The organism is Mycobacterium sp. 20KCMC460 (assembly GCF_022179425.1).
Classification (GTDB): domain Bacteria; phylum Actinomycetota; class Actinomycetes; order Mycobacteriales; family Mycobacteriaceae; genus Mycobacterium; species Mycobacterium kiyosense.
In genome coordinates this window covers 1,344,871-1,369,510 of sequence record NZ_AP025524.1, presented here as the reverse complement: position 1 = coordinate 1,369,510, position 24,640 = coordinate 1,344,871, and the positions used below count along the sequence as shown (strand labels likewise).

18 protein-coding genes are annotated in these 24,640 nt (G+C 66.7%); 3 read left to right on the top strand and 15 right to left on the bottom strand.

Annotated features, from left to right (window positions below; genetic code table 11):
• Positions 1-10 precede the first annotated feature (10 nt).
• From MKCMC460_RS06300 to MKCMC460_RS06265, 8 genes are all read right to left on the bottom strand, one after another.
• Positions 11-1,180, bottom strand: a complete 1,170-nt coding sequence (locus MKCMC460_RS06300) for an NAD(P)/FAD-dependent oxidoreductase (RefSeq protein WP_238305411.1) — start codon at positions 1,178-1,180, stop codon at positions 11-13.
• Between the two features lie 25 nt (positions 1,181-1,205).
• Complete coding sequence (locus MKCMC460_RS06295; RefSeq protein WP_238305410.1) at positions 1,206-2,024, bottom strand: mycofactocin-coupled SDR family oxidoreductase; 819 nt, start codon at positions 2,022-2,024, stop codon at positions 1,206-1,208.
• An 87-nt stretch (positions 2,025-2,111) separates the two neighbouring features.
• Positions 2,112-2,894 (bottom strand): SHOCT domain-containing protein, encoded by a 783-nt coding sequence (locus tag MKCMC460_RS06290; RefSeq protein WP_236981117.1) that lies wholly within the window; start codon positions 2,892-2,894, stop codon positions 2,112-2,114.
• A 391-nt stretch (positions 2,895-3,285) separates the two neighbouring features.
• Entirely contained in the window at positions 3,286-4,476 is a 1,191-nt protein-coding gene (gene tuf / locus MKCMC460_RS06285; RefSeq protein ID WP_236981115.1) for an elongation factor Tu, read from the bottom strand.
• A gap of 99 nt (positions 4,477-4,575) precedes the next feature.
• Positions 4,576-6,681 (bottom strand): elongation factor G, encoded by a 2,106-nt coding sequence (gene fusA, locus MKCMC460_RS06280; protein ID WP_238305408.1) that lies wholly within the window; start codon positions 6,679-6,681, stop codon positions 4,576-4,578.
• Positions 6,682-6,751: 70 nt separating this feature from the next.
• Positions 6,752-7,222: a 30S ribosomal protein S7 gene (rpsG, locus tag MKCMC460_RS06275; RefSeq protein ID WP_068033913.1), complete on the bottom strand. Its 471-nt coding sequence runs from the start codon at positions 7,220-7,222 to the stop codon at positions 6,752-6,754.
• Positions 7,222-7,596, bottom strand: a complete 375-nt coding sequence (gene rpsL, locus MKCMC460_RS06270) for a 30S ribosomal protein S12 (RefSeq protein ID WP_007167812.1) — start codon at positions 7,594-7,596, stop codon at positions 7,222-7,224. The genes rpsG and rpsL overlap by 1 nt, the downstream gene beginning before the upstream one ends.
• Before the next feature lie 262 nt (positions 7,597-7,858).
• Positions 7,859-8,512 (bottom strand): TetR/AcrR family transcriptional regulator, encoded by a 654-nt coding sequence (locus tag MKCMC460_RS06265; RefSeq protein WP_236981113.1) that lies wholly within the window; start codon positions 8,510-8,512, stop codon positions 7,859-7,861.
• 168 nt (positions 8,513-8,680) lie between these two features.
• Between MKCMC460_RS06265 and MKCMC460_RS06260 the strand changes: the two genes are divergently transcribed.
• Together MKCMC460_RS06260 and MKCMC460_RS06255 are read left to right on the top strand one after the other, a co-directional pair.
• On the top strand, positions 8,681-9,058 hold the full coding sequence (locus MKCMC460_RS06260) for a DUF3060 domain-containing protein (protein ID WP_236981111.1): 378 nt from the start codon (positions 8,681-8,683) through the stop codon (positions 9,056-9,058).
• A gap of 40 nt (positions 9,059-9,098) precedes the next feature.
• Positions 9,099-9,605, top strand: coding sequence for a DUF3060 domain-containing protein (locus tag MKCMC460_RS06255; RefSeq protein WP_236981109.1), 507 nt, complete (start codon positions 9,099-9,101; stop codon positions 9,603-9,605).
• 6 nt (positions 9,606-9,611) lie between these two features.
• On the opposite strand, the gene MKCMC460_RS06250 is transcribed toward MKCMC460_RS06255, so the two are convergent.
• Genes MKCMC460_RS06250 through MKCMC460_RS06230 form a run of 5 tightly spaced genes read right to left on the bottom strand, consistent with a single transcriptional unit; the run spans position 9,612 to position 14,484 of the window.
• Complete coding sequence (locus MKCMC460_RS06250; RefSeq protein ID WP_236981107.1) at positions 9,612-10,379, bottom strand: crotonase/enoyl-CoA hydratase family protein; 768 nt, start codon at positions 10,377-10,379, stop codon at positions 9,612-9,614.
• Positions 10,376-11,104: a PaaX family transcriptional regulator C-terminal domain-containing protein gene (locus tag MKCMC460_RS06245; RefSeq protein WP_236981105.1), complete on the bottom strand. Its 729-nt coding sequence runs from the start codon at positions 11,102-11,104 to the stop codon at positions 10,376-10,378. Before MKCMC460_RS06245 ends, MKCMC460_RS06250 begins: the two co-directional genes overlap by 4 nt.
• 3 nt (positions 11,105-11,107) lie before the next feature.
• Positions 11,108-12,046 (bottom strand): crotonase/enoyl-CoA hydratase family protein, encoded by a 939-nt coding sequence (locus MKCMC460_RS06240; RefSeq protein ID WP_236981103.1) that lies wholly within the window; start codon positions 12,044-12,046, stop codon positions 11,108-11,110.
• On the bottom strand, positions 12,046-13,674 hold the full coding sequence (locus MKCMC460_RS06235) for an acyl-CoA dehydrogenase family protein (protein ID WP_236981101.1): 1,629 nt from the start codon (positions 13,672-13,674) through the stop codon (positions 12,046-12,048). The genes MKCMC460_RS06240 and MKCMC460_RS06235 overlap by 1 nt, the downstream gene beginning before the upstream one ends.
• 51 nt (positions 13,675-13,725) lie before the next feature.
• Positions 13,726-14,484: a deoxyribonuclease IV gene (locus MKCMC460_RS06230; RefSeq protein WP_236981099.1), complete on the bottom strand. Its 759-nt coding sequence runs from the start codon at positions 14,482-14,484 to the stop codon at positions 13,726-13,728.
• Positions 14,485-14,564: 80 nt separating this feature from the next.
• Between MKCMC460_RS06230 and MKCMC460_RS06225 the strand changes: the two genes are divergently transcribed.
• The gene (locus tag MKCMC460_RS06225; RefSeq protein ID WP_236981097.1) at positions 14,565-16,505 is read left to right on the top strand and encodes a neutral ceramidase; all 1,941 of its coding nucleotides are present in this window, start codon (positions 14,565-14,567) and stop codon (positions 16,503-16,505) included.
• A 197-nt stretch (positions 16,506-16,702) separates the two neighbouring features.
• On the opposite strand, the gene MKCMC460_RS06220 is transcribed toward MKCMC460_RS06225, so the two are convergent.
• Positions 16,703-20,653: a DNA-directed RNA polymerase subunit beta' gene (locus tag MKCMC460_RS06220; RefSeq protein WP_236981095.1), complete on the bottom strand. Its 3,951-nt coding sequence runs from the start codon at positions 20,651-20,653 to the stop codon at positions 16,703-16,705.
• A 63-nt stretch (positions 20,654-20,716) separates the two neighbouring features.
• Positions 20,717-24,208 carry a DNA-directed RNA polymerase subunit beta gene (locus tag MKCMC460_RS06215; protein WP_370653077.1) on the bottom strand — a complete coding sequence of 1,164 codons (3,492 nt, stop codon included), beginning with the start codon at positions 24,206-24,208 and terminating at the stop codon, positions 20,717-20,719.
• Positions 24,209-24,640: the final 432 nt, after the last annotated feature.

The following is a 24,640-nucleotide window of genomic DNA, read 5'->3' as shown; positions in this document are numbered from 1 at the left end:
GCGAGCGGGGCTAGCTCAGCATCTCGGAAATGGGTGTCGCGGCGGCGATCTTGGCGCGCGTCTTCATCACCTTGCCCGGCAGCCCGCCGCCGACCACGCCGACCAGCACGCCGTCGCGCTCGTAGTAGGCCAGGAACTTGCGCCCGTCGTCCTCGACGATATGCACGATGTCGGTGGCTTCCGGCTCACCGAGACACTGAATCTTCACGTCATACTGGTCGCTCCAGAAATACGGGACGACCACCACCGACGGCACTTCGCGGCCCAGCAGCGCCGGCACCACGACCCTGGCCTGATCGGCGACATTGCTCCAATGCTCCACGCGCGCTTGATGTCCCGTCGCATCACGCCAGGAAGCGACGTCGCCGAGCGCCCACACGTTGGGCACGCTGGTACGGCCCGCCTCGTCACAGACGACGCCGTTGTCGACTTCGACGCCGCTGCCGTCGAGCCAGTCGGTCGCCGGGTGCGACCCGATGCCGACGACCACCAGGTCGGCCGGCAGTTCGGTGCCGTCGCTGAGCACCACGGCGTCGACGTGCCCATCGCCGCGTACCTCGGCCACCCCCACGCCGGTGCGAACATCGACGCCCTCGTCCCGGTGCAGGCGTGTCACCAACGCGCCGATCTGTTCGCCCAGCACCGAGGCCAGCGGGGTCGGCTGCGGCTCGACCAGCACCACGTCCACACCGAGGCCGCGCAGGCTGGCCGCCACCTCGCAGCCGATGAAGCCGGCCCCGATCACCACCGCCTTCTTCGCCGAGGTGGCGTGGTTGCGCAGCGCCAGGCACTCGTCCAACGATCGCAGCACCCGGACGCCCTCCAGATCGGGGAAGCTCGGGATGCGCCGCGGCACCAGGCCCGTCGCGATGACGAGTTCGTCGTAGCCGACGGTGGATCCGTCAGCCAGCGTCAAAGTCTTTGCCGCAGTGTCCAACCCGGTGGCCGCCGATCCCAGCCGCAGGGTGATGTTCTTCTCGTCGTACCATTCGCGCGGCTTGAGAGCCGTGTCCTCGACCTCGCTGCGCAGCACCTCCTTGGACAGTGGAGGCCGGTCGTACGGCAGGTGTACCTCGTCGCTGACGATGGTGATGGGGCCGTCGTATTCGGCGCGGCGCAGCTGCTCGGCGGTCCGGGCGGCTGCCAGGCCGCCGCCGACGATCACGATTCCGTTGGTCACGTGGTGTTCATACCACGGCGGCCGCTCAGTACTTCAGCGCACCCTTATCGACGGGGATCTGGGTACCGGACAAGGTGCCCGAGCCCGGGCCGGCCAACCACACGACGACGTCGGACACCTCGTCGGGTGACATAAAACCCTTGTACTGCATGGGCATTGGCGGGAACGCATGCACGAAGCGGGGATGCTTGGCGAACACCTCCATCATCGCCTCCGGCTCGATCATCGGGGTATCGACGGAATAGGGGTGGATGGAGTTGACCCGAATACCGTATTCACCGAGCTCGAGGGCCAAAGTGTTGGTCAGCCCGGTCAGCCCGAACTTGCTGGCCGCGTAGTGACCGTTGCCGGGGGTGGCCTTCAGCCCGGCCGCCGAACTGACCACCACGATGGCACCGCCGTTGCCGGCCTCGATCATCGCCGGGATCGTGGCCCGCAGCGTCCGCCAGGTGCCGGTGAGGTTGACCCCGACGACGGTGTCCCACTGCTCGTCGGTGAGCTCCCACACCCGGCCCCAGCCGAGCACTCCGGCGTTGGCGACGACGATGTCGAGGCGGCCGAACTGCTCGACACCGTCGGAGACCAGTTGCCGCAACGCCGCGTCGTCGCGGATGTCGACCTGGCGGGCCAGCACCTTGCGCCCCTCGGCCTCGACCGCGCGCACGGTCTCGGCCAGATCCTCCGGTGTGGCCGGCGGGTAGCTGATGGTGTCCGACACCGGCGCGCAGATGTCGGAGGCGATGATGTCAACTCCTTCGCGGGCCAGCCGCACCGCGTGCGAGCGGCCCTGGGCGCGGGCGGCCCCGGTGATGAAGGCGACCTGTCCTTGCAGTGATCCAGCCATCGGCTCCCCTTTCGCTGCCCGTTACGTTAGCAGCGGAATTGAAACGTGTTCTAGTTGGCTCACTGCTGGTCCGCGAGGGCGGCGCGGTCAGATCTCGGAGATGATCTGGGCGCGCTTGCTGGCGTACTCCTGGTCGTTGACCGCGCCGCTGGCGCGCAGCGAGTCCAGTTCCTGCAGGCGGTCGGCGACCGAGGACTGCGGCGCCGCCTGCGATTGGGCGGCCCGGCGCACCACCCCCTGAATCTGTTGCCGCAGTGCCGGATTCGAACGGACGTCGACCATCCGGTTCAGCGGGATGTTGTTGGCCTTGAGGATCTGCAGAATCTCCAGCAACGGCCCGGACTGGCCACGCAGGTCGTAGGTTCGGCCGTCTTCCTCGACGGAGAACTGGGCGGGCACCAGCCCGTTGATCAATGCGCTTCGCTCCCAGTCGATTCGGTATTCGTTGGTGGCGGGGTCGACCAGCACGACGAGCTTGCCCGCGGTGAGGTTGCCGAGCCGGGTCACGCTGGCGATGACGCGGTCTTCGCTCTCGAACGGCGTGATCCCCGACCCCGAAACGTGCAGGCGCACCTTGACCACCTGCTGGTCGTTGATGCGGGTTCCGGTCTCGGTGAGCCCGACGATCTGCGCCAGCGCCAGCACCCCGTGCTGCTCTAAGAACTCCGACTTGGCCTGCGCGTTCGCCCCGTAATACGTCATCGCGATGGCGATCAGCACATCGGCGACCGTGATCAGCAGGCCGGCGTAGAACATCCACGACAGCACCTGCCCGAACCCGGTCGCGAAGTAGACCACCAGGAAGATCGGCCCGACCAGGCCGCCGCACAACAGCACCAGCAGTTGCATCTTGATATACCGCGCCAGCATGTGCCCACTCCTCGCTAGAGCCCGAAAGGTGATGTCACACTAGCGCTCGGGTTGGGGCTACCGATCCCAAATTCGCGCCGCCGGCCAGGCCGCCTCCTTACCTCGCCGCCGGGCCCCCGGCGCCGCCCGCCACCTCGCCGCCGAGCCCCCGGGCCCCGCCCGCCACCTCGCCGCCGAGCCCCCGGCGCCGCCCGCCACCTCGCCGAGCGTCACGCCAGCGTGACGCTCGAGCGGCGAGAGTCACGCCAGCGTGACGTTGGGCGGGGCGGTAAGGCGATGGCGCGGCCCGCACGAACCCCGGAAACGGCCCCGGGAAACTACACCGGAAACGACCCAGAAACGACAGAACCCGGACCGCCACATGACGGTCCGGGCTCCGTTCCGAACAGACTTACTTGATGATCTTGGTGACCCGGCCGGCGCCGACGGTGCGGCCACCTTCCCGGATCGCGAACCGCAGCCCCTCGTCCATGGCGACGGGCTGGATCAGCTTCACCGAGATGTTGGTGTTGTCACCGGGCATCACCATTTCGGTGCCCTCCGGCAGCGTCACCACACCGGTCACGTCGGTGGTGCGGAAGTAGAACTGCGGACGGTAGTTGTTGAAGAACGGCGTGTGCCGGCCGCCCTCGTCCTTGGACAGGATGTAGACCTGGCCCTCGAACTCGGTGTGCGGCGTGGTGGTGCCGGGCTTGATGACGACCTGACCGCGCTCGACGTCCTCACGCTTGACACCACGCAGCAGCAGACCGACGTTGTCGCCGGCCTGACCCTGGTCGAGCAGCTTGCGGAACATCTCCACACCGGTGACCGTGGTCTTGGTGGTGGTCGGGCGGATGCCGACGATCTCGACTTCCTCGTTCACGTTGACCACGCCGCGCTCCACCCGACCGGTGACCACGGTGCCGCGGCCGGTGATGGTGAAGACGTCCTCGACGGGCATCAGGAACGGCTTGTCGGTCTCGCGGACCGGGTCCGGAATCGACTCGTCGACCGCGTCCATCAGCTGCTCGACCGACTCGACCCACTTGGCGTCGCCCTCGAGCGCCTTGAGCGCCGAGACCCGAACCACCGGGGCGTCCTCGTCGAACTCCTGGGCGGCCAGCAACTCGCGGACCTCCATCTCGACGAGCTCGAGCAGCTCCTCGTCGTCGACGGCGTCCGACTTGTTCAGCGCCACCAGGATGTAGGGCACGCCCACCTGACGCGCGAGCAGCACGTGCTCACGGGTCTGCGGCATCGGGCCGTCGGTCGCCGCGACCACCAGAATCGCGCCGTCCATCTGGGCGGCACCGGTGATCATGTTCTTGATGTAGTCCGCGTGGCCGGGGGCGTCGACGTGCGCGTAGTGACGCTTCTCCGTCTGGTACTCCACGTGCGCGATGTTGATCGTGATACCGCGCTGACGCTCCTCAGGAGCGTTGTCGATCTGGTCGAACGCCTTGGACTCGTTGAGGTCCGGGTACTTGTCGTGCAGGACCTTGGTGATAGCCGCGGTCAGGGTGGTCTTGCCGTGGTCAACGTGACCGATGGTCCCGATGTTGACGTGGGGCTTGGTCCGCTGGAACTTCGCCTTCGCCACTTCTGTGTCCTCCTGGACTGTTGGTGCTCGTTAAAGCAGTTTTGATTTTTCTAGGTTTTGCCGCGGTTGTAACCGGGCCAGGTTACTCCTGGCTGAAGATCACTCGCCGGTCGCCTTGGCGATGATTTCCTTCGACACGTTCGCCGGCACTTCGGCGTAGGAGTCGAACACCATGGAGTAGTTCGCCCGGCCTTGCGTCTTGGACCGCAGGTCGCCGACATAGCCGAACATCTCCGACAGCGGCACGTGCGCCTTGACGACACGTGCTCCTGCCCGCTCCTCCATGGCCTGGATCTGGCCACGGCGGGAGTTCAGGTCGCCGATCACATCACCCATGTAGTCCTCGGGTGTGGTGACCTCGACGGCCATGATCGGTTCCAGGATCACCGGCTGCGCTTGCTGCGCAGCCTTCTTCAGAACCTGCGAACCGGCGATCTTGAACGCCATTTCCGACGAGTCAACCTCGTGGAAAGCGCCGTCGAGCAGCGTGACCTTCAAGTTCACCAGGGGGTAGCCGGCCAGCACGCCGTACTGCATGGCGTCCTGCGCACCGGCATCCACCGACGGGATGTACTCGCGCGGGATGCGCCCACCGGTGACCTTGCTCTCGAACTCGTAGGTGGCGCCGTCCTCGCTGGTGAAGGGCTCCAGGCTGATCTGCACCTTGGCGAACTGACCCGAGCCACCGGTCTGCTTCTTGTGGGTGAACTCGACGTTCTCCACCTTGCGCTTGATGGTCTCCTTGTAGGCCACCTGCGGCTTGCCGACGTTCGCCTCGACCTTGAATTCGCGGCGCATCCGGTCCACCAGAATGTCCAGGTGCAGCTCGCCCATCCCGCCGATCACGGTCTGGCCGGTCTCCTGGTCCAAGTGCACCTTGAAGGTGGGATCCTCCTCGGCGAGCTTCTGGATCGACAGGCTCAGCTTCTCCTGGTCGCTCTTGGTCTTGGGCTCGATGGCCACCTCGATCACCGGGTCCGGAAAGGTCATCGACTCCAGCACGACCTGGTTGTTCGGGTCGCACAAGGTGTCGCCGGTGGTGGTGTCCTTCAGCCCGATCACCGCGTAGATGTGGCCCGCCGAAGCGGTTTCGACCGGGTTCTCCTTATTCGAGTGCATCTGGAACAGCTTGCCCAGCCGCTCCTTCTTGCCCTTGGTCGCGTTGATGACCTGCGAACCGGAGTCGACCTTGCCCGAGTACACCCGGACGTAGGTCAGCTTCCCGAAGAACGGGTGCGCCGCGACCTTGAACGCCAGCGCCGAGAACGGCTCGTCGGTGGACGGCTTGCGGACGATCTCCTCGTCCTCCTTGCCCGGGGCGTGGCCCACGGCCGGCGGCACGTCCAGCGGCGACGGCAGGTAGTCGACGACGGCGTCCAGCATGGGCTGCACGCCCTTGTTCTTGAACGCGCTGCCGCACAGCACCGGGTACGCCTCGGAGCTGATCGTCAGCTTGCGCAGCGCAGCCTTGATCTCCTCGACGGTGAGTTCCTCGCCGCCCAGGTACTTCTCCAGCAGCGCCTCGTCGGTCTCGGCGACCGCCTCGAGCAGCTTGGTGCGGTACTCGTCGGCCCGCTCGGTCAGATCGGCCGGGATCTCGATGGTGTCGTAGGTCTCGCCCAGCTTGGTCTCGCCCCGCCACACCTTGGCGTTCATCTCGACCAGGTCGACGACGCCCTCGAAGTCGCCCTCGGAACCGATCGGCAACTGCACCGGAATGACGTTGGCGCCCAACCGCTCTTCCATGGTGCGCACCGAGAAGTAGAAGTCGGCGCCGATCTTGTCCATCTTGTTGACGAAGCAGATGCGCGGGACGTCGTACTTGTCGGCCTGCCGCCAGACCTGCTCGGACTGCGGCTCGACGCCCTCCTTGCCGTCGAACACCGCAACAGCGCCGTCCAGCACCCGCAACGAGCGCTCCACCTCGACGGTGAAGTCGACGTGCCCGGGGGTGTCGATCAGGTTGATCTGGTGGTCTTTCCAGAACGTCGTGGTAGCGGCCGAGGTGATGGTGATACCCCGCTCCTGCTCCTGCTCCATCCAGTCCATGGTGGCGGCACCGTCGTGCACCTCACCGATCTTGTAGCTGATACCGGTGTAGTAGAGGATGCGCTCGGTGGTCGTGGTCTTGCCGGCATCGATGTGCGCCATGATGCCGATGTTGCGGACCTTGCTCAGGTCGGTCAGCACGTCCTTCTGTGCCACAGAAGTCTTCCCACTCTTTCGATTGCTTGGTTAGTTCGCTGTCAGCGCTCCGGCTACTGCGCCGGCTGCGTCACCAGCGATAGTGCGCGAAGGCGCGGTTTGCCTCGGCCATCTTGTGGGTGTCCTCACGCCGCTTGACGGAGGCACCCAGGCCGTTGCTGGCATCGAGGATCTCGTTGGCCAGCCGCTCGACCATCGTCTTCTCCCGGCGCTGCCGCGAGAAGCTGACCAGCCAGCGCAGTGCCAGCGTGGTGGACCGGTCCGGACGCACCTCGACGGGCACCTGGTAGGTCGCGCCGCCGACGCGGCGGCTACGCACCTCCAGAGCGGGCTTGACGTTGTCCAGAGCACGCTTGAGGGTGATCACCGGGTCGGTGCCGGTCTTGTCGCGGGCCTGCTCGAGCGCACCATAGACAATGCGTTCGGCCAGCGATTTCTTCCCCTGCAGCAAAACCTTGTTCACCAGCTGGGTGACCAGCTGCGACCCGTAGACCGGGTCGTTGACCAACGGACGCTTGGGTGCGGGCCCCTTGCGCGGCATCAGCTCTTCTCCTTCTTGGCGCCGTAACGGCTGCGAGCCTGCTTGCGGTTCTTCACGCCCTGGGTGTCCAGCGAACCGCGAATGATCTTGTAACGGACACCGGGCAGGTCCTTCACCCGGCCGCCACGCACCAGCACCATCGAGTGCTCCTGCAGGTTGTGCCCTTCACCGGGAATGTAGGCGGTCACCTCGACCTGGCTGGTCAGCTTCACACGGGCGACCTTCCGGAGCGCCGAGTTCGGCTTCTTCGGGGTGGTGGTGTACACGCGAGTGCACACGCCACGACGCTGCGGGCTGCCCTTCAGAGCCGCGGTCTTGACCTTGGCGATCTTGTCGCGACGACCCTTGCGGACCAGCTGCTGGATGGTTGGCATCTACCGGCTTTCTCTGTCTCTCGTTCTACGTCAAGTCTCTGTACTGCAGTTATGCCCCGCGAAGGGGTTCACTCGTCACCCCACGTCCGGGCGTGTCGCATACGCGGGGCACCGGAGCCAGCTCCGATGCGTCGTGGACATGCGAATTAGCCCGGCATTCGTTCCCTTACGTCAGGCGCCGTAAGCCGCCAGGCACGAGCCACCACAATACCCGCCGCTGGTCTGGCAGGTCAAAGCGGTCCTTCCACCGGCGCCGGAGCGGTCAGCGGAGCACATCCCGGTCGGCGGACACCGCGCTGCGGGTGTCCATGCTAGCCGCCAGCCGTAACACCATGTCGGAGAAGACGGCGTCGGTGTCGATGTCGTCCATCACGCCGGTCATCTCCAGCAGCACGAAGCCGTGCATCGCCGACCAGAACTCCAGCGCGGCGTAGAACGCGTCCTCGCCGTCCAGGCCGTAGGACGACAGCACCGCGATGACCGGTGCCGCCGCCCCCTTGGTCGCAGCCGAGTACTCGGGGTCCTCGCCACCGAACGGCATCCGGGTGAACGCCGAGTACCGGCCCGGATGGTGATGCGCGTAGCTGCGGTAGGCGCCGGCCATGACCAGCACGGCGTCGTCGCGGGCCCGGCCCTCCCCGACCCGATTCAGCATCGTGATGATGTCGTCGATGACCCGGATGCGCACCGCCCGGCGCAAGTCCTCGAGGCTGTCGACATGGTTGTACAGCGACGGCCCCTTGGTCCCGAGCTGGGTGGCCAGGGCGTTGATGGTCAGCGAATCCCAGCCCTCGCGGTCCAGGAACGTCAGCGCGCCCTCGACGATGCCGTCGCGACTCAGCTTGGCCTGGCGGGTCCCGGACTTCCCGCCGCGCGCGCGGGCACCGGTCGACGGTGGATCCGGCTGAGCTGCCATGGCGGTTCGCCCTTCGGTTCAGATGGCCGTTCAACTAATGACTCTAGTTGACTCCGACCAGCAGCGGCCGACACCCACGCGCGGTTCTCGTGTTGGGTCTGTCGTCCCACCGGCCCTTCGACGTAGGCTCAGACGCACATCACCCGCCCGACGACAGGGGGGCCCGCAGTGAGATGGACAACCGCCGCCGCAGCACTGGCACTCAGTGCGTCGAGCATTGCTGCCATCTGCGCCGCCCCGGCCCCGGTCGCGCATGCCAAGAACGGCGACACCCACATCACCGGGCAGGGCATCGAGACGACGATCGACTGCAATGACTCCACCCTGATCGTCAACGGGACCGCCAACATCGTCACCGCCAAGGGCACCTGCTGGGCGGTCACGATGATGGGGACGTCCAACACCGTCATCGCCGACACGGTGATCAACGACATCACGGTCTACGGCTACGACGGCACCGTGTTCTTCCACAACGGCGACCCGTTCATCTGGGACCGCGGTCGCGAATTGGGCATGACCAACCGGATCCAGCGCGTCGGCGCCTGAACCCAGCCAACCCCTCAAACCTGGAGAGGATCGAAAAACTATGCGCGCCAACACAACTGGTTTACCGCCTCGGGTGAGGGGGCTGGCGGCCCTGGTGGGCGCGCTGTCTGTCGCCGGCGCGGCAGCGCTGGTCGGCTGCAGTTCGACCGCCACCCCGCCAGGTGGCAGCAGCTCGGCTTCGTCGTCGGCCAAGTCGTCGACAGCCACGTCGAGTAGCGGCACGGCGGAGACGACCACCGGCGAGAACGGCCCCACCATCAGCACCTCGGTGCAGGTGGGCAACACCGTGGTCTACGCATACAAGGGGCAGACCGCCACCATCTCGTGCGAAGAGGGCAAGTCGCTGAACGTCACCGGGTCGGACAACACCCTGACCGTCAACGGCAACTGCGACACCGTCAGCGTCGGCGGGATGAACAACAAGATCACCATCGACAACGTCAAGACCCGCATCACCGTGCTGGGGATGGACAACACCATCACCTACAAGAACGGCGACCCGAAGGTCGACAAGATCGGCCCCGGCAACACCGTCACCAAGGGTTAAACGCGGCTAATCGGCGGCCGCGCCGTGTCGGCCGGCGCCCGCGGCGAACCGCGATGCGCCCTCCAGTGACTCGGCGGCCACCCGGGAGATGCTGGCGAACTCGAGGTCCATCGCCGCGGACTCGGGCAGACCCCACTGGTGCATCGCCGACAGCCGGTCCGAGCGCAGACACTGCTGCGGCAGCGCGGCCAGCTCGGCGGCCAGCCGCTGCGCCGCCTGCAGCGCTTCACCGTTGGGGACCACCCGGTTGGCCAGCCCGATCGCCAGCGCTTCGTCGGCCTTGACCGGACGGCCGGTGAGGATCATGTCCATCGCCCGGCTATGCCCGATCAACCGCGGCAACCGCACCGTGCCGCCGTCGATCAACGGAACCCCCCAGCGACGGCAGAACACCCCGAACACCGCGTCCTGCTCGGCCACCCGCAGATCGCACCACAGCGCCAGCTCCAGACCACCCGCCACCGCGTAGCCGTCCACCGCGGCAATCACCGGTTTGGACAACATCATTCGCGACGGACCCATCGGGCCGGGCCCGCTGCGGTGCACGGAGTTGGCCTCCGATGTGCCGAACGCTTTCAAATCCGCTCCCGCACAGAAGGTTCCGCCCTCCCCCCGTAGAATTGCGACCGAAGCGGACTCGTCACGGTCGAATTGCTCGAACGCGGTGTACAGCGCGGCCGCCGTCGGTCCGTTGACGGCGTTGCGCGCCTGCGGCCGGTTGATGCTCACCGTGGTCACCGGGCCGTTGCGCTCTACCCGCACCAGATCGCTCATGTCGCCTCCTGCAGTTCTCGTTCCGCCTCGTCGCGTCGCCGGGCCAGTTCGGCGGCGAAATCGTGGTAGGCCGCCCGCAACCGGGCACCCGGCCAGTCGGTGGGCAGCAGTTCGTCGGGCAGCATCGGATCGGTCAGCAGATGCCGCACCATCGCCGCGGCCACCACGAACCGCTCCGGGACCTCCGTGGCCCGCGCGATCTCGTCGAGGAGCCGGTGCCCGACGGCCACCCACTCGGCCAGGTCCCACAGCTGGCCGGCCAACTGCACCGGGGCGTCGTCGCGCGCAGTCAGTACCCGCACCCGGGCGGCGACGTCGAGATCCAGGCTCAGGCCGAGGTTGTCCGGCCGCATCCACACGCCCTCACGTAACTCACCGAACCTGCTGTCGTGCATGGTGTTTCGCAGCGCGGCGCGGGTCCGGGGGTCGGTGCCCACGCTGGTGACGACGACCAGGTGCCAGGTGCCGCGCCAGGGCAGGGTGGGCGGGCGCATGGCCTCGTCCTGACGGCGCTGGCGGGCCAGCAATCGCTCCGAGAGGCGGTAACCGTCGGCGGAGCGGATCAGGTCACCGGCACTGACCATGCGGGTCAAGGCCACCCGCAGGGTGGTCTCCTTGATCCCGAAATCAGCTGTCAGCCTGATCAATTCGCTGGCGCTGGCCCACGCGGGGTGGGCCCCCAGCAAGACGCTGAGCACCACCGACCGGGCGGTCATCTTCCGCATGGCCTACACCTGGGACGCTTGCCGGCCGTAGTCACCGAACGGCTCGTCGCGGTGCTTGACCGCGTCGCGAAAGCCGTGCTCGACCGCGTCGGCGACGAACGCATGCCCCTCCGGCGTGTGCCGGGCGATGCCGTCGAAAACGGTGCTGACCATCTGACTGGTGGCCACGCCCTGCTGCAGCAGCGGCGCATTGAGCGCCAGCTTGATCATGATCAACTGGTTGACCGGGAGCGCGGCGATCCGTTGCACCAGCCGTTCGGTGCGCTCGTCGAGGTCCTGCGGATCGGGCGCCTCGACCGCCAGACCCCACTCGGCGGCCTGCGCGCCGGTGATGCAATCGCCGGTGAACAACAGCCGTTTGGCACGCTGATCGCCGAGTCGATGCGCCCACAGCCCCGCCGCCGGAACGCCCCACACCCGGGTCGGCGGGTAGCCGATCTTGGCGTCGGCGGCCGCGATCACCTGGTCGGCGTGCAGCGCGATGTCGGTGCCGCCGGCCACGCAGTAGCCGTGGATCTTGACCACGGTCGGCTTGTCGGCATGCATCAGGCTGGCGAACCCGCGCACGAACCGGCTCATCATCTGGTAGTCGATCATCGGGTCCCACGGCTGATTCGGCAGGTGGTTGATGCCCTGGGTCTTACCGTCGAGCACGGTGCCGCTGTACGCACCCGTCCCGCCGGCCGAGCCGGTGCCGTCGGCGTACGCGGACAGGTCGAAACCCGCGCAGAACCCCTCGCCGCGCCCGGAGACCAGGATGACGTGGACGTTGGGGTCGAGGTCGGCGCGCTCGACACACGCCGAGAGCTCCAGCGGCGTGTCGGCGATGATCGCGTTGCCCTTCTCGGGCCGGTTGAAGGTGATGCGAGCGACCCGGTCGGTGACCTGGTAGGTCATCGTCTTCAGGTTGTCGAAGTCGACGGGCCTGATCGCGTGCGTCATCAGCCCTTGACCAGCGCACGCTCGAGGATCGGCGCCAGATCCAGCCCGGCGGGCATGGTGCCGAACGCCCCACCCCACTGACCGCCGAGCCGGGTGGCCAGGAACGCCTCGGCGACCGCGGGATGTCCGTGGCGCACCAGCAGCGAACCCTGCAGCGCCAGACAGATGTCCTCGGCGACCTTGCGGGCCCGGTACTGAATGGTGTCCAGGTCGGCCAGTTCGGTTCGCAGCGCCGCCACGTGGCTGTCCAGCCTGGGGTCCTGACCGTGCGTCTGGCCCAGCTCGTCGAACAGCACCTCGACGGATTCCGGACGAGTTTCCATGGCGCGCAACGTATCCAGCGCGCTGACATTGCCCGATCCCTCCCAGATGCCCATCAGCGGGGCCTCTCGGTACAGCCGCGGCATGCCGGAGTCCTCGACATAACCGTTGCCGCCCAGGCACTCCAGCGCTTCCGCGGCGTGCGGCGTGGCCCGCTTGCACACCCAGTACTTGCTGGCCGCCAGGCCGATGCGACGCAACAGCGCCTCGCGCTGGTCACCGCGCACCGCCTGGTCGGTGGCCCCGGCCATCCGGAACGCGACCATGGTCGCGGCCTCGGCCTCCACCGCAAGATCGGCCAGCACGTTGCGCATCAACGGCTGGTCGATCAGGTAGGCGCCGAAGGCTTTTCGGTGCTGGGCATGATAGACGGCGCGGGTCAGCCCGGTGCGCATGCTGGTGGCGCTGCCCAGCGTGCAGTCCAGCCGGGTGAGGTTGACCATCTCGATGATGGTCGGCACGCCGCGACCCTCCTCACCCACCAACCACGCGGTGGCGCCGTCGTATTCGACCTCGCTGGAGGCGTTGGCGTGGTTACCGAGTTTGTCCTTGAGGCGCTGCAGGAACATCCGGTTACGGGTGCCGTCGGGCAGGATCCGCGGCAACATGAAGCAGCTCAAGCCTTTTGGCGCCTGCGCGAGCACCAGGAAGATGTCGCACATCGGCGCCGAGGTGAACCACTTGTGCCCGACCAGTGTGTAGGTGCCGTCGGCATTGGGACTGGCCTGCGTGGTGCCGGCGCGCACATCGGAGCCGCCCTGCTTCTCCGTCATCGACATGCCCGCGGTGATACCGGGCTTGGCGGTGGCCACCTTGAGCTCGGGATCGTACTCGCGGCTGGTCAGCAGTGGCTCGTAGACGGCCGCCAGCTCCGGGTTGAACCGCAGCGCCGGGACCACCGCGTAGGTCATCGAAATCGGGCAGACGTGGCCCGGTTCCACCGTCCACACCGACGTCTTGGCCGCGCGCACCACGTGGGCGCCCGCCCGGTCGTCGGCCCAGGGCGCAGCGTGCAGACCGTGGGCGATCGCGGTGCGCATCAATTCGTGATAGGCCGGGTCGTACTCGACCTCGTCGATGCGGTGACCCGTTTGGTCGTGGGTGTGCAGCACGGGCCTGTTGCGGTCGGCCAGCTCGCCCCAGCGCTGCGCGGTGCGGCTGCCATTGATGGCTCCGAGTTCGGTCACCTCGTCCAGCCCCCATTGCCCGCCCTCGCGGATCAGGGCCTCGACGATGAGCGGTGACGTGGCGGGGTTGTAGTTCTCCAGCGGCGGGACTTGGTTGGTGACGACGTGCGTATCCGGCATGACCTCGATATTACATTTTTCCGACAACCGCACAAGATCCGTAATGTGCGGTCAGCCGCCCGTCTTCTCCCGCAGAAACGCGATGTCGTCCTTGCGGCCTTCCTCGGCCGTCTCGCAGATCACCGGAGCGTCCGCAGCCTTCACCGCCGCGACGAGCAACTCGGGGTCGATCTCACCGGCACCGAGGTTGGCGTGCCGGTCCCGGCCCGAACCGGGGGCGTCCTTGGAGTCGTTGCAGTGCACCAGGTCGATGCGACCGGTGATCGCCTTGATCCGGTCCACCGCATCCACCAACGCCTCGCCCGCCGCCCAGGTATGACAGGTGTCCAGGCAGAAGCCAATGCCGGTGTCGCCGATGACATCCCAGAGGCGGGCGATGGTGTCGAAGTGGCGTGCCATCGCGTGGTCGCCGCCCGCGGTGTTCTCCAGATAGACCGGGACCTCGGTGCGCAGCTGGTCGAGCGCCTTACGCCAGCGGGCGAACCCCGCGTCCAGGTCGCTGTCGTCGGCAACGTGGCCACCGTGCACGATCACCGCCGCTGCGCCGATCTCAGCGGCCGCGTCACAGGTCTGCTGCAGGATCTTGCGCGACGGAATTCGCACCTTGTTGTTGGCCGACGCCACGTTGATCAGGTACGGCGCGTGCACATAGATGGGCAGTTTCGCAGCCTTGAGCGCCGCCGCGTCGTCACGCGGTTTGGGCGCCTTCCAACTCTGCGGATTGCCGAGGAAGATCTGCACCACGTCGGCGCCTTCAGCCTGCGCCGAGGCCAGCGGATCCTGTGGGCTTACATGTGAACCGATCAGCACCCTGGCGAGTTTAACGAGACACCCCGACACGGCGCATATGGTGTGAATCCGTAGGAACACCGGTCGTGGAGGGTGCGGCGATGGCTTCGGAGAGACTTTCGGCCGGGCTGTCGGCTGGGCTTTCGGTCGGGCGGGGCATCTCCGACATCACCGGCGAAGCGGCCGACTGCGGCATGCTCGGGTACGGCAAGATCGAGCAGCGCACCGCCGGCATCCATCTCCGATTGCGTTCGCGCGCTTTCGTTTTCGACGACGGGCGGCAACGGGTGCTGCTAGTGGTCGCCGAGCTGCCGTTGCCCATGCAGAACGTGACCGACGAGGTGCTGCGCCTGCTGGCAATGTCCTACGGCAACACCTACACCGCCGGCAACACGCTGATCACCACCACCCACACCCACGCCGGTCCCGGCGGGTACTGCGGCCAGCTGTTGTACAACTTGTCGACCGGCGGCTTCCGGCCGGCCACCTTCACCGCGATCGTCGACGGAATCGTCGAGTCCATCCGGCACGCCCACGAAGACCTGGCGCCCGCGGAGGTACTGCTGTCCCACGGTGAACTGCACGACGCGAGCATCAACAGGTCGCCGTCGTCGTTCGACCGCAACCCGGCATCCGACCGGGACTTCTTCCCCGGCCGCATCGACCCGCTCACCACCCTGATCCAGATCGACCGGGGCCAGGACACCGTGGGCGCAATCCACTTCTTCGCCACCCACGGCACCAGCATGACCAACCGCAACCTGCTCATCACCGGAGACAACAAGGGCTTCGCCGCCCACCACTGGGAGCGCACCGTGCGCGGCGCCGATTACCTGGCCGGTCAACCCGAATTCGTCGGCGCGTTCGCCCAGACCAACGCGGGTGACATGAGCCCGCACGTCGACGGTCCCGTCGACTACGGGCCGCGCCGCTCCGAGGACGAAAGGGCCAACACCCGGCGGATCGGACTGGCCCAATTCGAGGATGCGTCAGCACAATTGGGCAGCGGCACGCCGATCGGCACCGACGTCGACGCCCGGTTCACCTACGTCGACCTGACCGACGTGCTGGTCGGCGGGCAGTACACACCCGACGGCCGCGAGCACCGCACCGGCCGGCCGATGATCGCCGCCGCGATGTTCGCCGGGACCGACGAAGGGGAAGGCTTCCCCGGGTTCAGACAGGGGCGAAATTTTCTCTGGGACAACATATCCCGCTTGGTATACCGGCTCGGCGCCAGAACACGGGCGGCGCAGGAACCCAAGGGCATGGTGATTCCGGCGCACCTGCTGAACCGGTTGCAGCCCTTCATCCAGGAGACAGTGCCGGTACAACTGATCCGGATCGGGCGCCTTTATCTGATCGGCATTCCCGGCGAGCCGACCATCACCTCGGGCCTGCGGCTGCGTCGCACCGTGGCGTCGATCCTCGGAGCTGATCTGAATGACGTGCTGTGCGTGGGCTATTCGAACGCCTACATCCATTACGTGACCACGCCCGAGGAATACCTCGAGCAGCGTTACGAGGGCGGCAGCACCCTGTTCGGGCGCTGGGAGCTGCCCGCCCTCATGCAGACCGTCGCCGCGCTGGCCGAAGCGATGCGTGATGGCCGACCGGTGTCGCCCGGCGGCGGGCCGCGGCGCCGTAAACCACGCAGCTGGCTGCGGGTACCGCCCGCCGACAACGGCTCCTTCGGCGCGATCCTGGCACAGCCGGACGGGACGTACCGGCCCGGCGACACGGTGGAAGCCGCGTTCGTCAGCGGTTATCCGAACAACGACTTGCACCGCAACAGCACCTTTCTGGAAGTGCTGCACCTCGCGCAAGGCCAGTGGACGCGGGTCGCCGACGACGGCGACTGGTCGACCACATTCGAGTGGGAGCGCGAGGGGCGAGCCGGGTCGCGCGTCCGGATCCGGTGGGAGATCCCCGCCGACGCCGCGGCCGGGCAGTACCGCATCGTCCACCACGGCGCGACCCGGGACCGGCACGGCCGCATCGAGCCGTTCCGGTCGACGACGCACGAGTTCACCGTGCGCTAGAGGGCGCACATCACCACCCCTGTCCGCCGAACATCACGCCAGCGCAACCGTCGACGCCGAGCGTCACGCTGGCGTGACGCTCGGGCGGAAGGTTGGGGCCGACGGCGGGCGGGCGCACAAGCAGCAAACGCCGCGCGATACGAACAGCCCCCGCGGCCCCAAAGTCGGGGCGGCGGGGGCTGATTCGCTCGTATCGTTTACCGGTAGTCGGAGTAACCGTAGTCGTCCAGCGGGACCGCGGCACCGGTGGCCTGACCGAAGTCCGGGCTGTAGTACTGATCCTCGTAGGACGGGATCGTGTACGCCGCGGCGCGGGCCTCCTCGGTCGGCTGCACCTGGATGTTGCGGTACCGGTTGATGCCGGTACCGGCCGGGATCAGCTTTCCGATGATCACGTTCTCCTTCAGACCGTTGAGCTTGTCGCTGCGGCAGTTGATCGCCGCATCGGTCAGCACCCGGGTGGTCTCCTGGAACGACGCCGCGGACAACCACGAGTCGGTGGCCAGCGATGCCTTGGTGATACCCATCAGCACCGGACGGCCGGCCGCGGGCTCGCCACCCTCGGCAACCACCCGGCGGTTCTCCGCCTCGAACTCGGCACGGTCGATCAGCGAGCCGGGCAGGAACTCCGTCGAGCCCGAGTCGATGATGGTGACCCGGCGCAGCATCTGGCGCACGATCACCTCGATGTGCTTGTCGTGGATCGACACACCCTGCGCCCGGTACACCTCCTGGACCTCGCGGACCAGGTGGATCTGCACCTCGCGCGGGCCCTGCACACGCAGCACCTCGTGCGGGTCGGCCGAGCCTTCCATCAATTGCTGACCCACCTCGACGTGGTCGCCGTCGGACAGCACCCGCTCGGAGCCGTCCTCGTGCTTGAACACCCGCAGCCGCTGACGCTTGGAGAGCTTGTCGTAGACCACTTCCTCGCCGCCGTCGTCGGGGACGATGGTGATCTTGTAGAAGCGCTCCCCGTCCTCGAGCCGAACCCGACCGGTGACGTCGGCGATGGGTGCCTTGCCGCGCGGGACGCGCGCCTCGAACAGCTCCTGGACACGCGGCAGACCGCCGGTGATGTCCTCACCCACACCACCCTGGTGGAAGGTACGCATGGTCAGCTGCGTGCCGGGCTCACCGATGGACTGGGCGGCGACGATGCCGACCGCCTCACCGATGTCGACCAGCTTGCCGGTGGCCATCGAGCGGCCGTAGCAGGTGGCGCAGACGCCGGTGCCGGTGGTGCAGGTGAGCACCGAACGCACCTTGATCTGCGTGATACCCGCGGCCAGCAGCGCCTCGATCGACGGGTCACCCAGGTCCTCGCCACGGGCGACGACGACGTTGCCCGCCTCGTCGACCGCGTCGGCTCCCAAAGTCCGTGCGTACGCCGAGGTTTCGATGTACGGGTCACGGATCAGGGTGCCGTCGGGCTGACGCTCGGCCAACTCGACGATGATGCCCCGCTCGGTCTCGCAGTCGTGCTCGCGCACGATGACGTCCTGGCTGACGTCCACCAGACGACGGGTCAGGTAACCCGAGTCGGCGGTACGCAACGCGGTGTCCGCCAAGCCCTTTCGCGCGCCGTGGGTGTTGATGAAGTACTCCAGCACGGTCAGGCCCTCACGGAAGGAGGACTTGACCGGACGCGGGATGAACTCACCCTTGGGGTTGGTCACCAGACCCTTCATGCCGGCCAGCGTCCGGGTCTGGGTGAAGTTACCCGTGGCACCCGAGTCGACGATGGTGATGATCGGGTTGTCGCTGGGGTAGTGCTCCCGCAGCGCCTGACCCACCTCGTCGGTGGCTTCCTTCCAGATCTCCACCAGCGCCTCGTTGCGCTCGTCGTGGTTCAAAGCACCACGCTGGAACTGCTTTTCGACCTTCTCGGCCCGCTCCTCGTAGTGGTCGAGGATCTCCTTCTTCCGCGGCGGCACCAGCACGTCGGCCATCGAGACCGTGACGCCACTGCGCGTCGCCCAGTAGAAGCCGGCGTCCTTGAGCTTGTCCACGGTCTGCGCGACCACGATCATCGGGTAGCGCTCGGCCAGGTCGTTGATGATCGACGCCTGCACCTTCTTGTGCATCTGCTTGTTCACGAACGGGTAGCCCAGCGGCAGCAGTTCGTTGAACAGCACCCGGCCCAGCGTCGTCTCGGCCACCCAGGCGTCGCCCGGCTGCCAGCCGTTGGCGCCGAACAGCGCGGCCTCGATCTCGGCCGGCGGACGCAGCTGCGTCAACCGCACCTTGATCTTGGCGCGCACCGACAGCACACCGCGGTCGGCCGCCATGATCGCCTCGGCCGGTGAGGAGTACACACCGGACTCCGGCGTGTCCTGCCCGGCCGGCCGGTACTCGCCCTTGTCGCCCTCGACCTCGGTGGTCAGGAAGTACAGCCCGGTCACCATGTCCAGCCGCGGCATGGCCAGCGGGCGGCCGGATGCCGGCGACAGGATGTTGTTGCTCGACAGCATCAGGATGCGCGCCTCGGCCTGCGCCTCCGCCGAAAGCGGCAGGTGCACGGCCATCTGGTCGCCGTCGAAGTCGGCGTTGAACGCCTCACACACCAACGGGTGCAGCTGAATTGCCTTGCCTTCCACCAGCATCGGCTCGAAGGCCTGGATACCCAGCCGGTGCAGGGTGGGTGCACGGTTCAGCAGCACCGGGTGCTCGGCGATGACTTCTTCGAGCACGTCCCACACCTGGGGCCGCTGACGCTCCACCATCCGCTTGGCGCTCTTGATGTTCTGCGCGTGGTTGAGGTCGACCAGGCGCTTCATCACGAACGGCTTGAACAGCTCGAGCGCCATCAGCTTGGGCAGACCGCACTGGTGCAGCTTGAGTTGCGGGCCGACCACGATGACCGAACGGCCCGAGTAGTCGACCCGCTTACCGAGCAGGTTCTGCCGGAACCGGCCCTGCTTGCCCTTGAGCAGGTCGCTCAGCGACTTCAGCGGACGGTTACCCGGACCCGTGACGGGCCGGCCGCGGCGGCCGTTGTCGAACAGCGCGTCGACGGACTCCTGCAGCATCCGCTTCTCGTTGTTGACGATGATCTCGGGCGCGCCGAGGTCGATCAGTCGCTTCAACCGGTTGTTGCGGTTGATCACGCGGCGGTACAGGTCGTTCAGGTCGGACGTGGCGAACCGGCCACCGTCGAGCTGCACCATGGGGCGCAGCTCCGGCGGGATCACCGGCACCGCGTCGAGCACCATGCCCATCGGGGAGTTGCCCGACTGCTGGAACGCGGCCACCACCTTGAGGCGCTTGAGGGCACGAAGCTTCTTCTGCCCCTTGCCGTTTCGGATGACATCCCGCAACTGCTCGGCCTCGGCGTCGATGTCGAAGTTCTCGATCAGCTTCTGGATCGACTCCGCGCCCATGGCACCGGTGAAGTACTCGCCGTAGCGGTCCTGCAGCTCGCGGTACAGGTTCTCGTCCACGATCAACTGCTTGGGAGCGAGCTTGGTGAACGTGTTCCAGATGTCGTCGAGCCGGTCCAGCTCGCGCTGGGCGCGGTCGCGCAGCTGACGCATCTCGCGCTCACCGCCGTCGCGGACCTTGCGCTTGGCGTCGGCCTTGGCGCCCTCGGCCTCCAGCTCGGCCAGGTCGGCCTCGAGCTTCTGCGCGCGGGCTTCCAGGTCGGCGTCGCGCTGGTCCTCGACGGCCTTGCGCTCGACCACCATCTCGGCCTCGAGCGTGGACAGCTCGTTGTGCCGCATCTCGTCGTCGACCGCGGTGATCACATACGCGGCGAAGTAGATGATCTTTTCCAGGTCCTTCGGGGCCAGGTCGAGCAGGTAGCCCAACCGCGAGGGCACGCCCTTGAAGTACCAGATGTGGGTGACCGGAGCGGCCAGCTCGATGTGACCCATCCGCTCCCGACGCACTTTGGCGCGGGTGACCTCGACGCCGCAGCGCTCACAGATGATGCCCTTGAAGCGCACCCGCTTGTACTTGCCGCAGTAGCACTCCCAGTCGCGAGTCGGTCCGAAGATCTTCTCGCAGAACAGGCCGTCCTTCTCAGGCTTGAGCGTGCGGTAGTTGATGGTCTCCGGCTTCTTGACCTCACCGTAGGACCACTGACGGATGTCCTCCGCGGTAGCCAGGCCGATCCGGAGTTCATCGAAGAAGTTGACGTCTAGCACGTAACTCCCTTTCCCCTTGCGGGATTAGCTCGGTTATTAGTTCTTCGCGCGAGCGCTCACAAATTAGGCAAGGTCCTCTACCGAAGCAGATTCGTTGCGCGACAAGTTGATTCCCAGGTTGGCGGCAGCCCGTTCCAGGTCCTCGTCCTCGCCCTCGCGCAGCTCGATGGCCGCACCGTCGGACGAGAGCACCTCGACGTTGAGGCACAGCGACTGCAGCTCCTTGAGCAGCACCTTGAACGACTCGGGGATGCCGGGCTCGGGGATGTTCTCGCCCTTGACGATCGCCTCGTAGACCTTGACCCGCCCGACGGTGTCGTCGGACTTGATGGTCAGCAGCTCCTGCAGCGTGTACGCGGCACCGTAGGCCTGCATGGCCCAGCACTCCATCTCACCGAACCGCTGACCGCCGAACTGCGCCTTACCGCCCAGCGGCTGCTGGGTGATCATCGAGTACGGGCCGGTCGAGCGGGCGTGGATCTTGTCGTCCACCAGGTGGTGCAGCTTCATGATGTACATGTAGCCGACCGTGACCGGGTACGGGAACGGCTCCCCGCTGCGCCCGTCGAAGAGCACCGCCTTGCCGTCCTCGTTGACCAGCACCTCGCCGTCGCGGTTGGGCAGCGTGGCCGACAGCAGGCCCTGCAGCTCCTCCTCCTTGGCGCCGTCGAACACCGGCGTGGAGACGATCTGGTTCGGCTGGGCGTGGCGCAGATCCTCGGGCAGGTTCGCCGCCCACTCCGGACTGCCCTCGATGTTCCAGCCGGCCTTGGCCACCCACCCGAGGTGGGTCTCCAGGATCTGGCCGATGTTCATCCGTCGCGGCACCCCGTGGGTATTCAGGATGATGTCCACCGGGGTTCCGTCCGGCAGGAACGGCATGTCCTCCACCGGCAGGATCTTGCCGATGACGCCCTTGTTGCCGTGCCGGCCGGCCAGCTTGTCGCCGTCGGAGATCTTGCGCTTCTGGGCCACGTACACGCGGACCAGCTCGTTGACGCCGGCGGGCAGCTCGTCGTCATCCTCGCGGGAGAACACCCGGATGCCGATGACCTTGCCGGACTCGCCGTGCGGCACCTTCAGGGAGGTGTCGCGGACCTCGCGGGCCTTCTCGCCGAAGATCGCGCGCAGCAGCCGCTCTTCCGGGGTCAGCTCGGTCTCACCCTTGGGTGTGACCTTGCCGACCAGGATGTCGCCGTCGCGAACCTCGGCGCCGATACGCACGATGCCCCGCTCGTCCAGGTCCGCCAGCACCTCGTCGGAGACGTTCGGGATGTCCCGGGTGATCTCCTCGGCGCCCAGCTTGGTGTCGCGGGCGTCGATCTCGTGCTCCTCGATGTGGATCGAGGTCAACACGTCCTCTTCAACCAGGCGGTTGGACAGGATGATGGCGTCCTCGTAGTTGTGGCCCTCCCACGGCATGATCGCCACCAGCAGGTTCTTGCCCAGGGCCATCTCACCGTTCTCGGTGCAGGGGCCGTCGGCGATCACCTGGCCGGCTTCCACCCGGTCGCCGGCGTCGACGATCGGCGACTGGTTGGCGCAGGTGCCGTGGTTGGAGCGGGCGAACTTGCGCATCCGGTAGGTGCGCCGGGTGCCCTCGTCGTGCATGACGGTGATGTAGTCGGCCGAGACCTCCTCGATCACGCCCGCCTTCTCGGCGACGACGACGTCGCCGGCGTCGATGGCCGCCCGCAGCTCCATGCCGGTGCCCACCAGCGGTGCCTCGCTGCGCACCAGCGGAACCGCCTGACGCTGCATGTTCGCGCCCATCAGGGCGCGGTTGGCGTCGTCGTGCTCGAGGAACGGGATCATCGCGGTGGCCACCGACACCATCTGGCGCGGTGACACGTCCATGTAGTCCACCTCGGATGACGGCACGTACTCCACCTCACCGGCCTTGCGGCGGACCAGGACGCGCGGCTCGATGAAGCGACCCTCGGCGTCGATCGGCGAGTTGGCCTGCGCCACGACGTGGCGGTCCTCCTCGTCGGCGGTCAGGTAGTGGATCTCGTCCGAGACCACACCGTCGACGACTTTCCGGTAAGGCGTCTCGATGAAGCCGAACGGGTTGACCCGCGCGTACACCGACAGCGACCCGATCAGACCGATGTTCGGGCCTTCCGGCGTCTCGATCGGGCACATCCGGCCGTAGTGCGACGGGTGCACGTCGCGGACCTCCAGGCCGGCACGCTCACGGGACAGACCACCCGGGCCCAGCGCCGACAGACGACGCTTGTGGGTCAGACCCGACAGCGGGTTGTTCTGGTCCATGAACTGCGACAGCTGGCTGGTGCCGAAGAACTCCTTGATCGCGGCGACGACGGGCCGGATGTTGATCAGGGTCTGCGGCGTGATCGCCTCGACGTCCTGAGTGGTCATCCGCTCGCGCACGACACGCTCCATGCGGGACATGCCGACCCGGATCTGGTTCTGGATCAGCTCGCCCACGGTGCGCAACCGGCGGTTGCCGAAGTGGTCGATGTCGTCGGTCTCCACCGGCACCTCGGTGCCGCCGGGAACCGTCATCGAGTGCTGGCCCTCGTGCAGGCGCACCAGGTACTCGATGGTGGCGACCACGTCTTCCTCGGTCAGCGTCGAGCTGGTGATCGGATCCCCGACATGCAGGCCGAGCTTCTTGTTGACCTTGTACCGGCCCACCCGGGCCAGGTCGTAACGCTTCTCCTTGAAGAACAGGTTCTCCAGCAGGGTCTGCGCGGACTCCTTGGTCGGCGGTTCGCCCGGACGCAGCTTGCGGTAGATGTCCAGCAGCGCCTCGTCGGTGCCGGCGGTGTTGTCCTTCTCCAGCGTGCCCATCATGATCTCGGAGAAGCCGAACCGCTCGTGGATCTGCTCGTTGGTCCAGCCCAGGGCCTTGAGCAGCACGGTGACCGGCTGGCGGCGCTTGCGGTCGATGCGCACACCCACGGTGTCGCGCTTGTCGACGTCGAACTCCAGCCACGCGCCGCGGCTGGGGATCACCTTGACGCTGTGCAGCGTCTTCTCGGTGGACTTGTCGATGGTCTCGTCGAAATACACACCGGGCGACCGGACCAGCTGGCTGACCACGACACGCTCGGTGCCGTTGATGATGAAGGTGCCCTTCTCGGTCATCATCGGGAAGTCACCCATGAACACCGTCTGGCTCTTGATCTCGCCGGTGTTGTTGTTGATGAACTCGGCGGTGACGAACAGCGGGGCCGCGTACGTCATGTCCTTGTCTTTGCACTCGTCGACCGGCGCCTTGACCTCGTCAAAGCGCGGGTCGGAGAAAGACAGCGACATCGAGCCCGAGAAGTCCTCGATCGGCGAGAGCTCGTGCAGTACTTCTTCGAGCCCACCCATCTGGTTGACGTCGCCGCGCTTGGCGGCAGTGTCGCGCCAACGCTGGGAGCCGATCAGCCACTCGAACGAGTCGGTCTGAACGTCGAGCAACCCGGGGACCTCGAGGGGTTCGCGCAACTTGGCGAAGGAAACCCGGTTGGGCGCTCCGGGTACCGAACTGTTCGAAGAACTTTGTGGGCTACCTGTGTTGCTCTGGCGGAAATCGGCCAAGATGCGTCCTTCCAGCACCTCGTGCGACGTACGGGAGGGACCCCGAAGCCATTGAGCGAGCCGGCGCGAGCCGGTGCCTGCTGAGCTGTTCGCCGCAGATATTTTGTCGGTATCGGCTGGCGAACGAACTGTCCGGATCTCACGCACGCAACTGAATAGCTGAGCCGCAAAAAGGAGCTCAGGCTAAGACCACAGTGTCTTTAGCGGCCAAGTGGCGATTGTGAGGTGGGCAGGAGGTAGCCAGCGCAACGTCCAACAATAGCGCAGGACGGCGCATTCCTCAAATACCCAGCACGATCAAGCGTGCACGGGAAACGGCGCTGGCTGGCACCTCTGGTTTCACACGCACACATGCTGCCCAACAGATTGACCCGTTTAGGCCCTTCCGTCAAGAGGTGGGCGCGGCAAGTTGTGGGAAATTCCCGGGGTGAC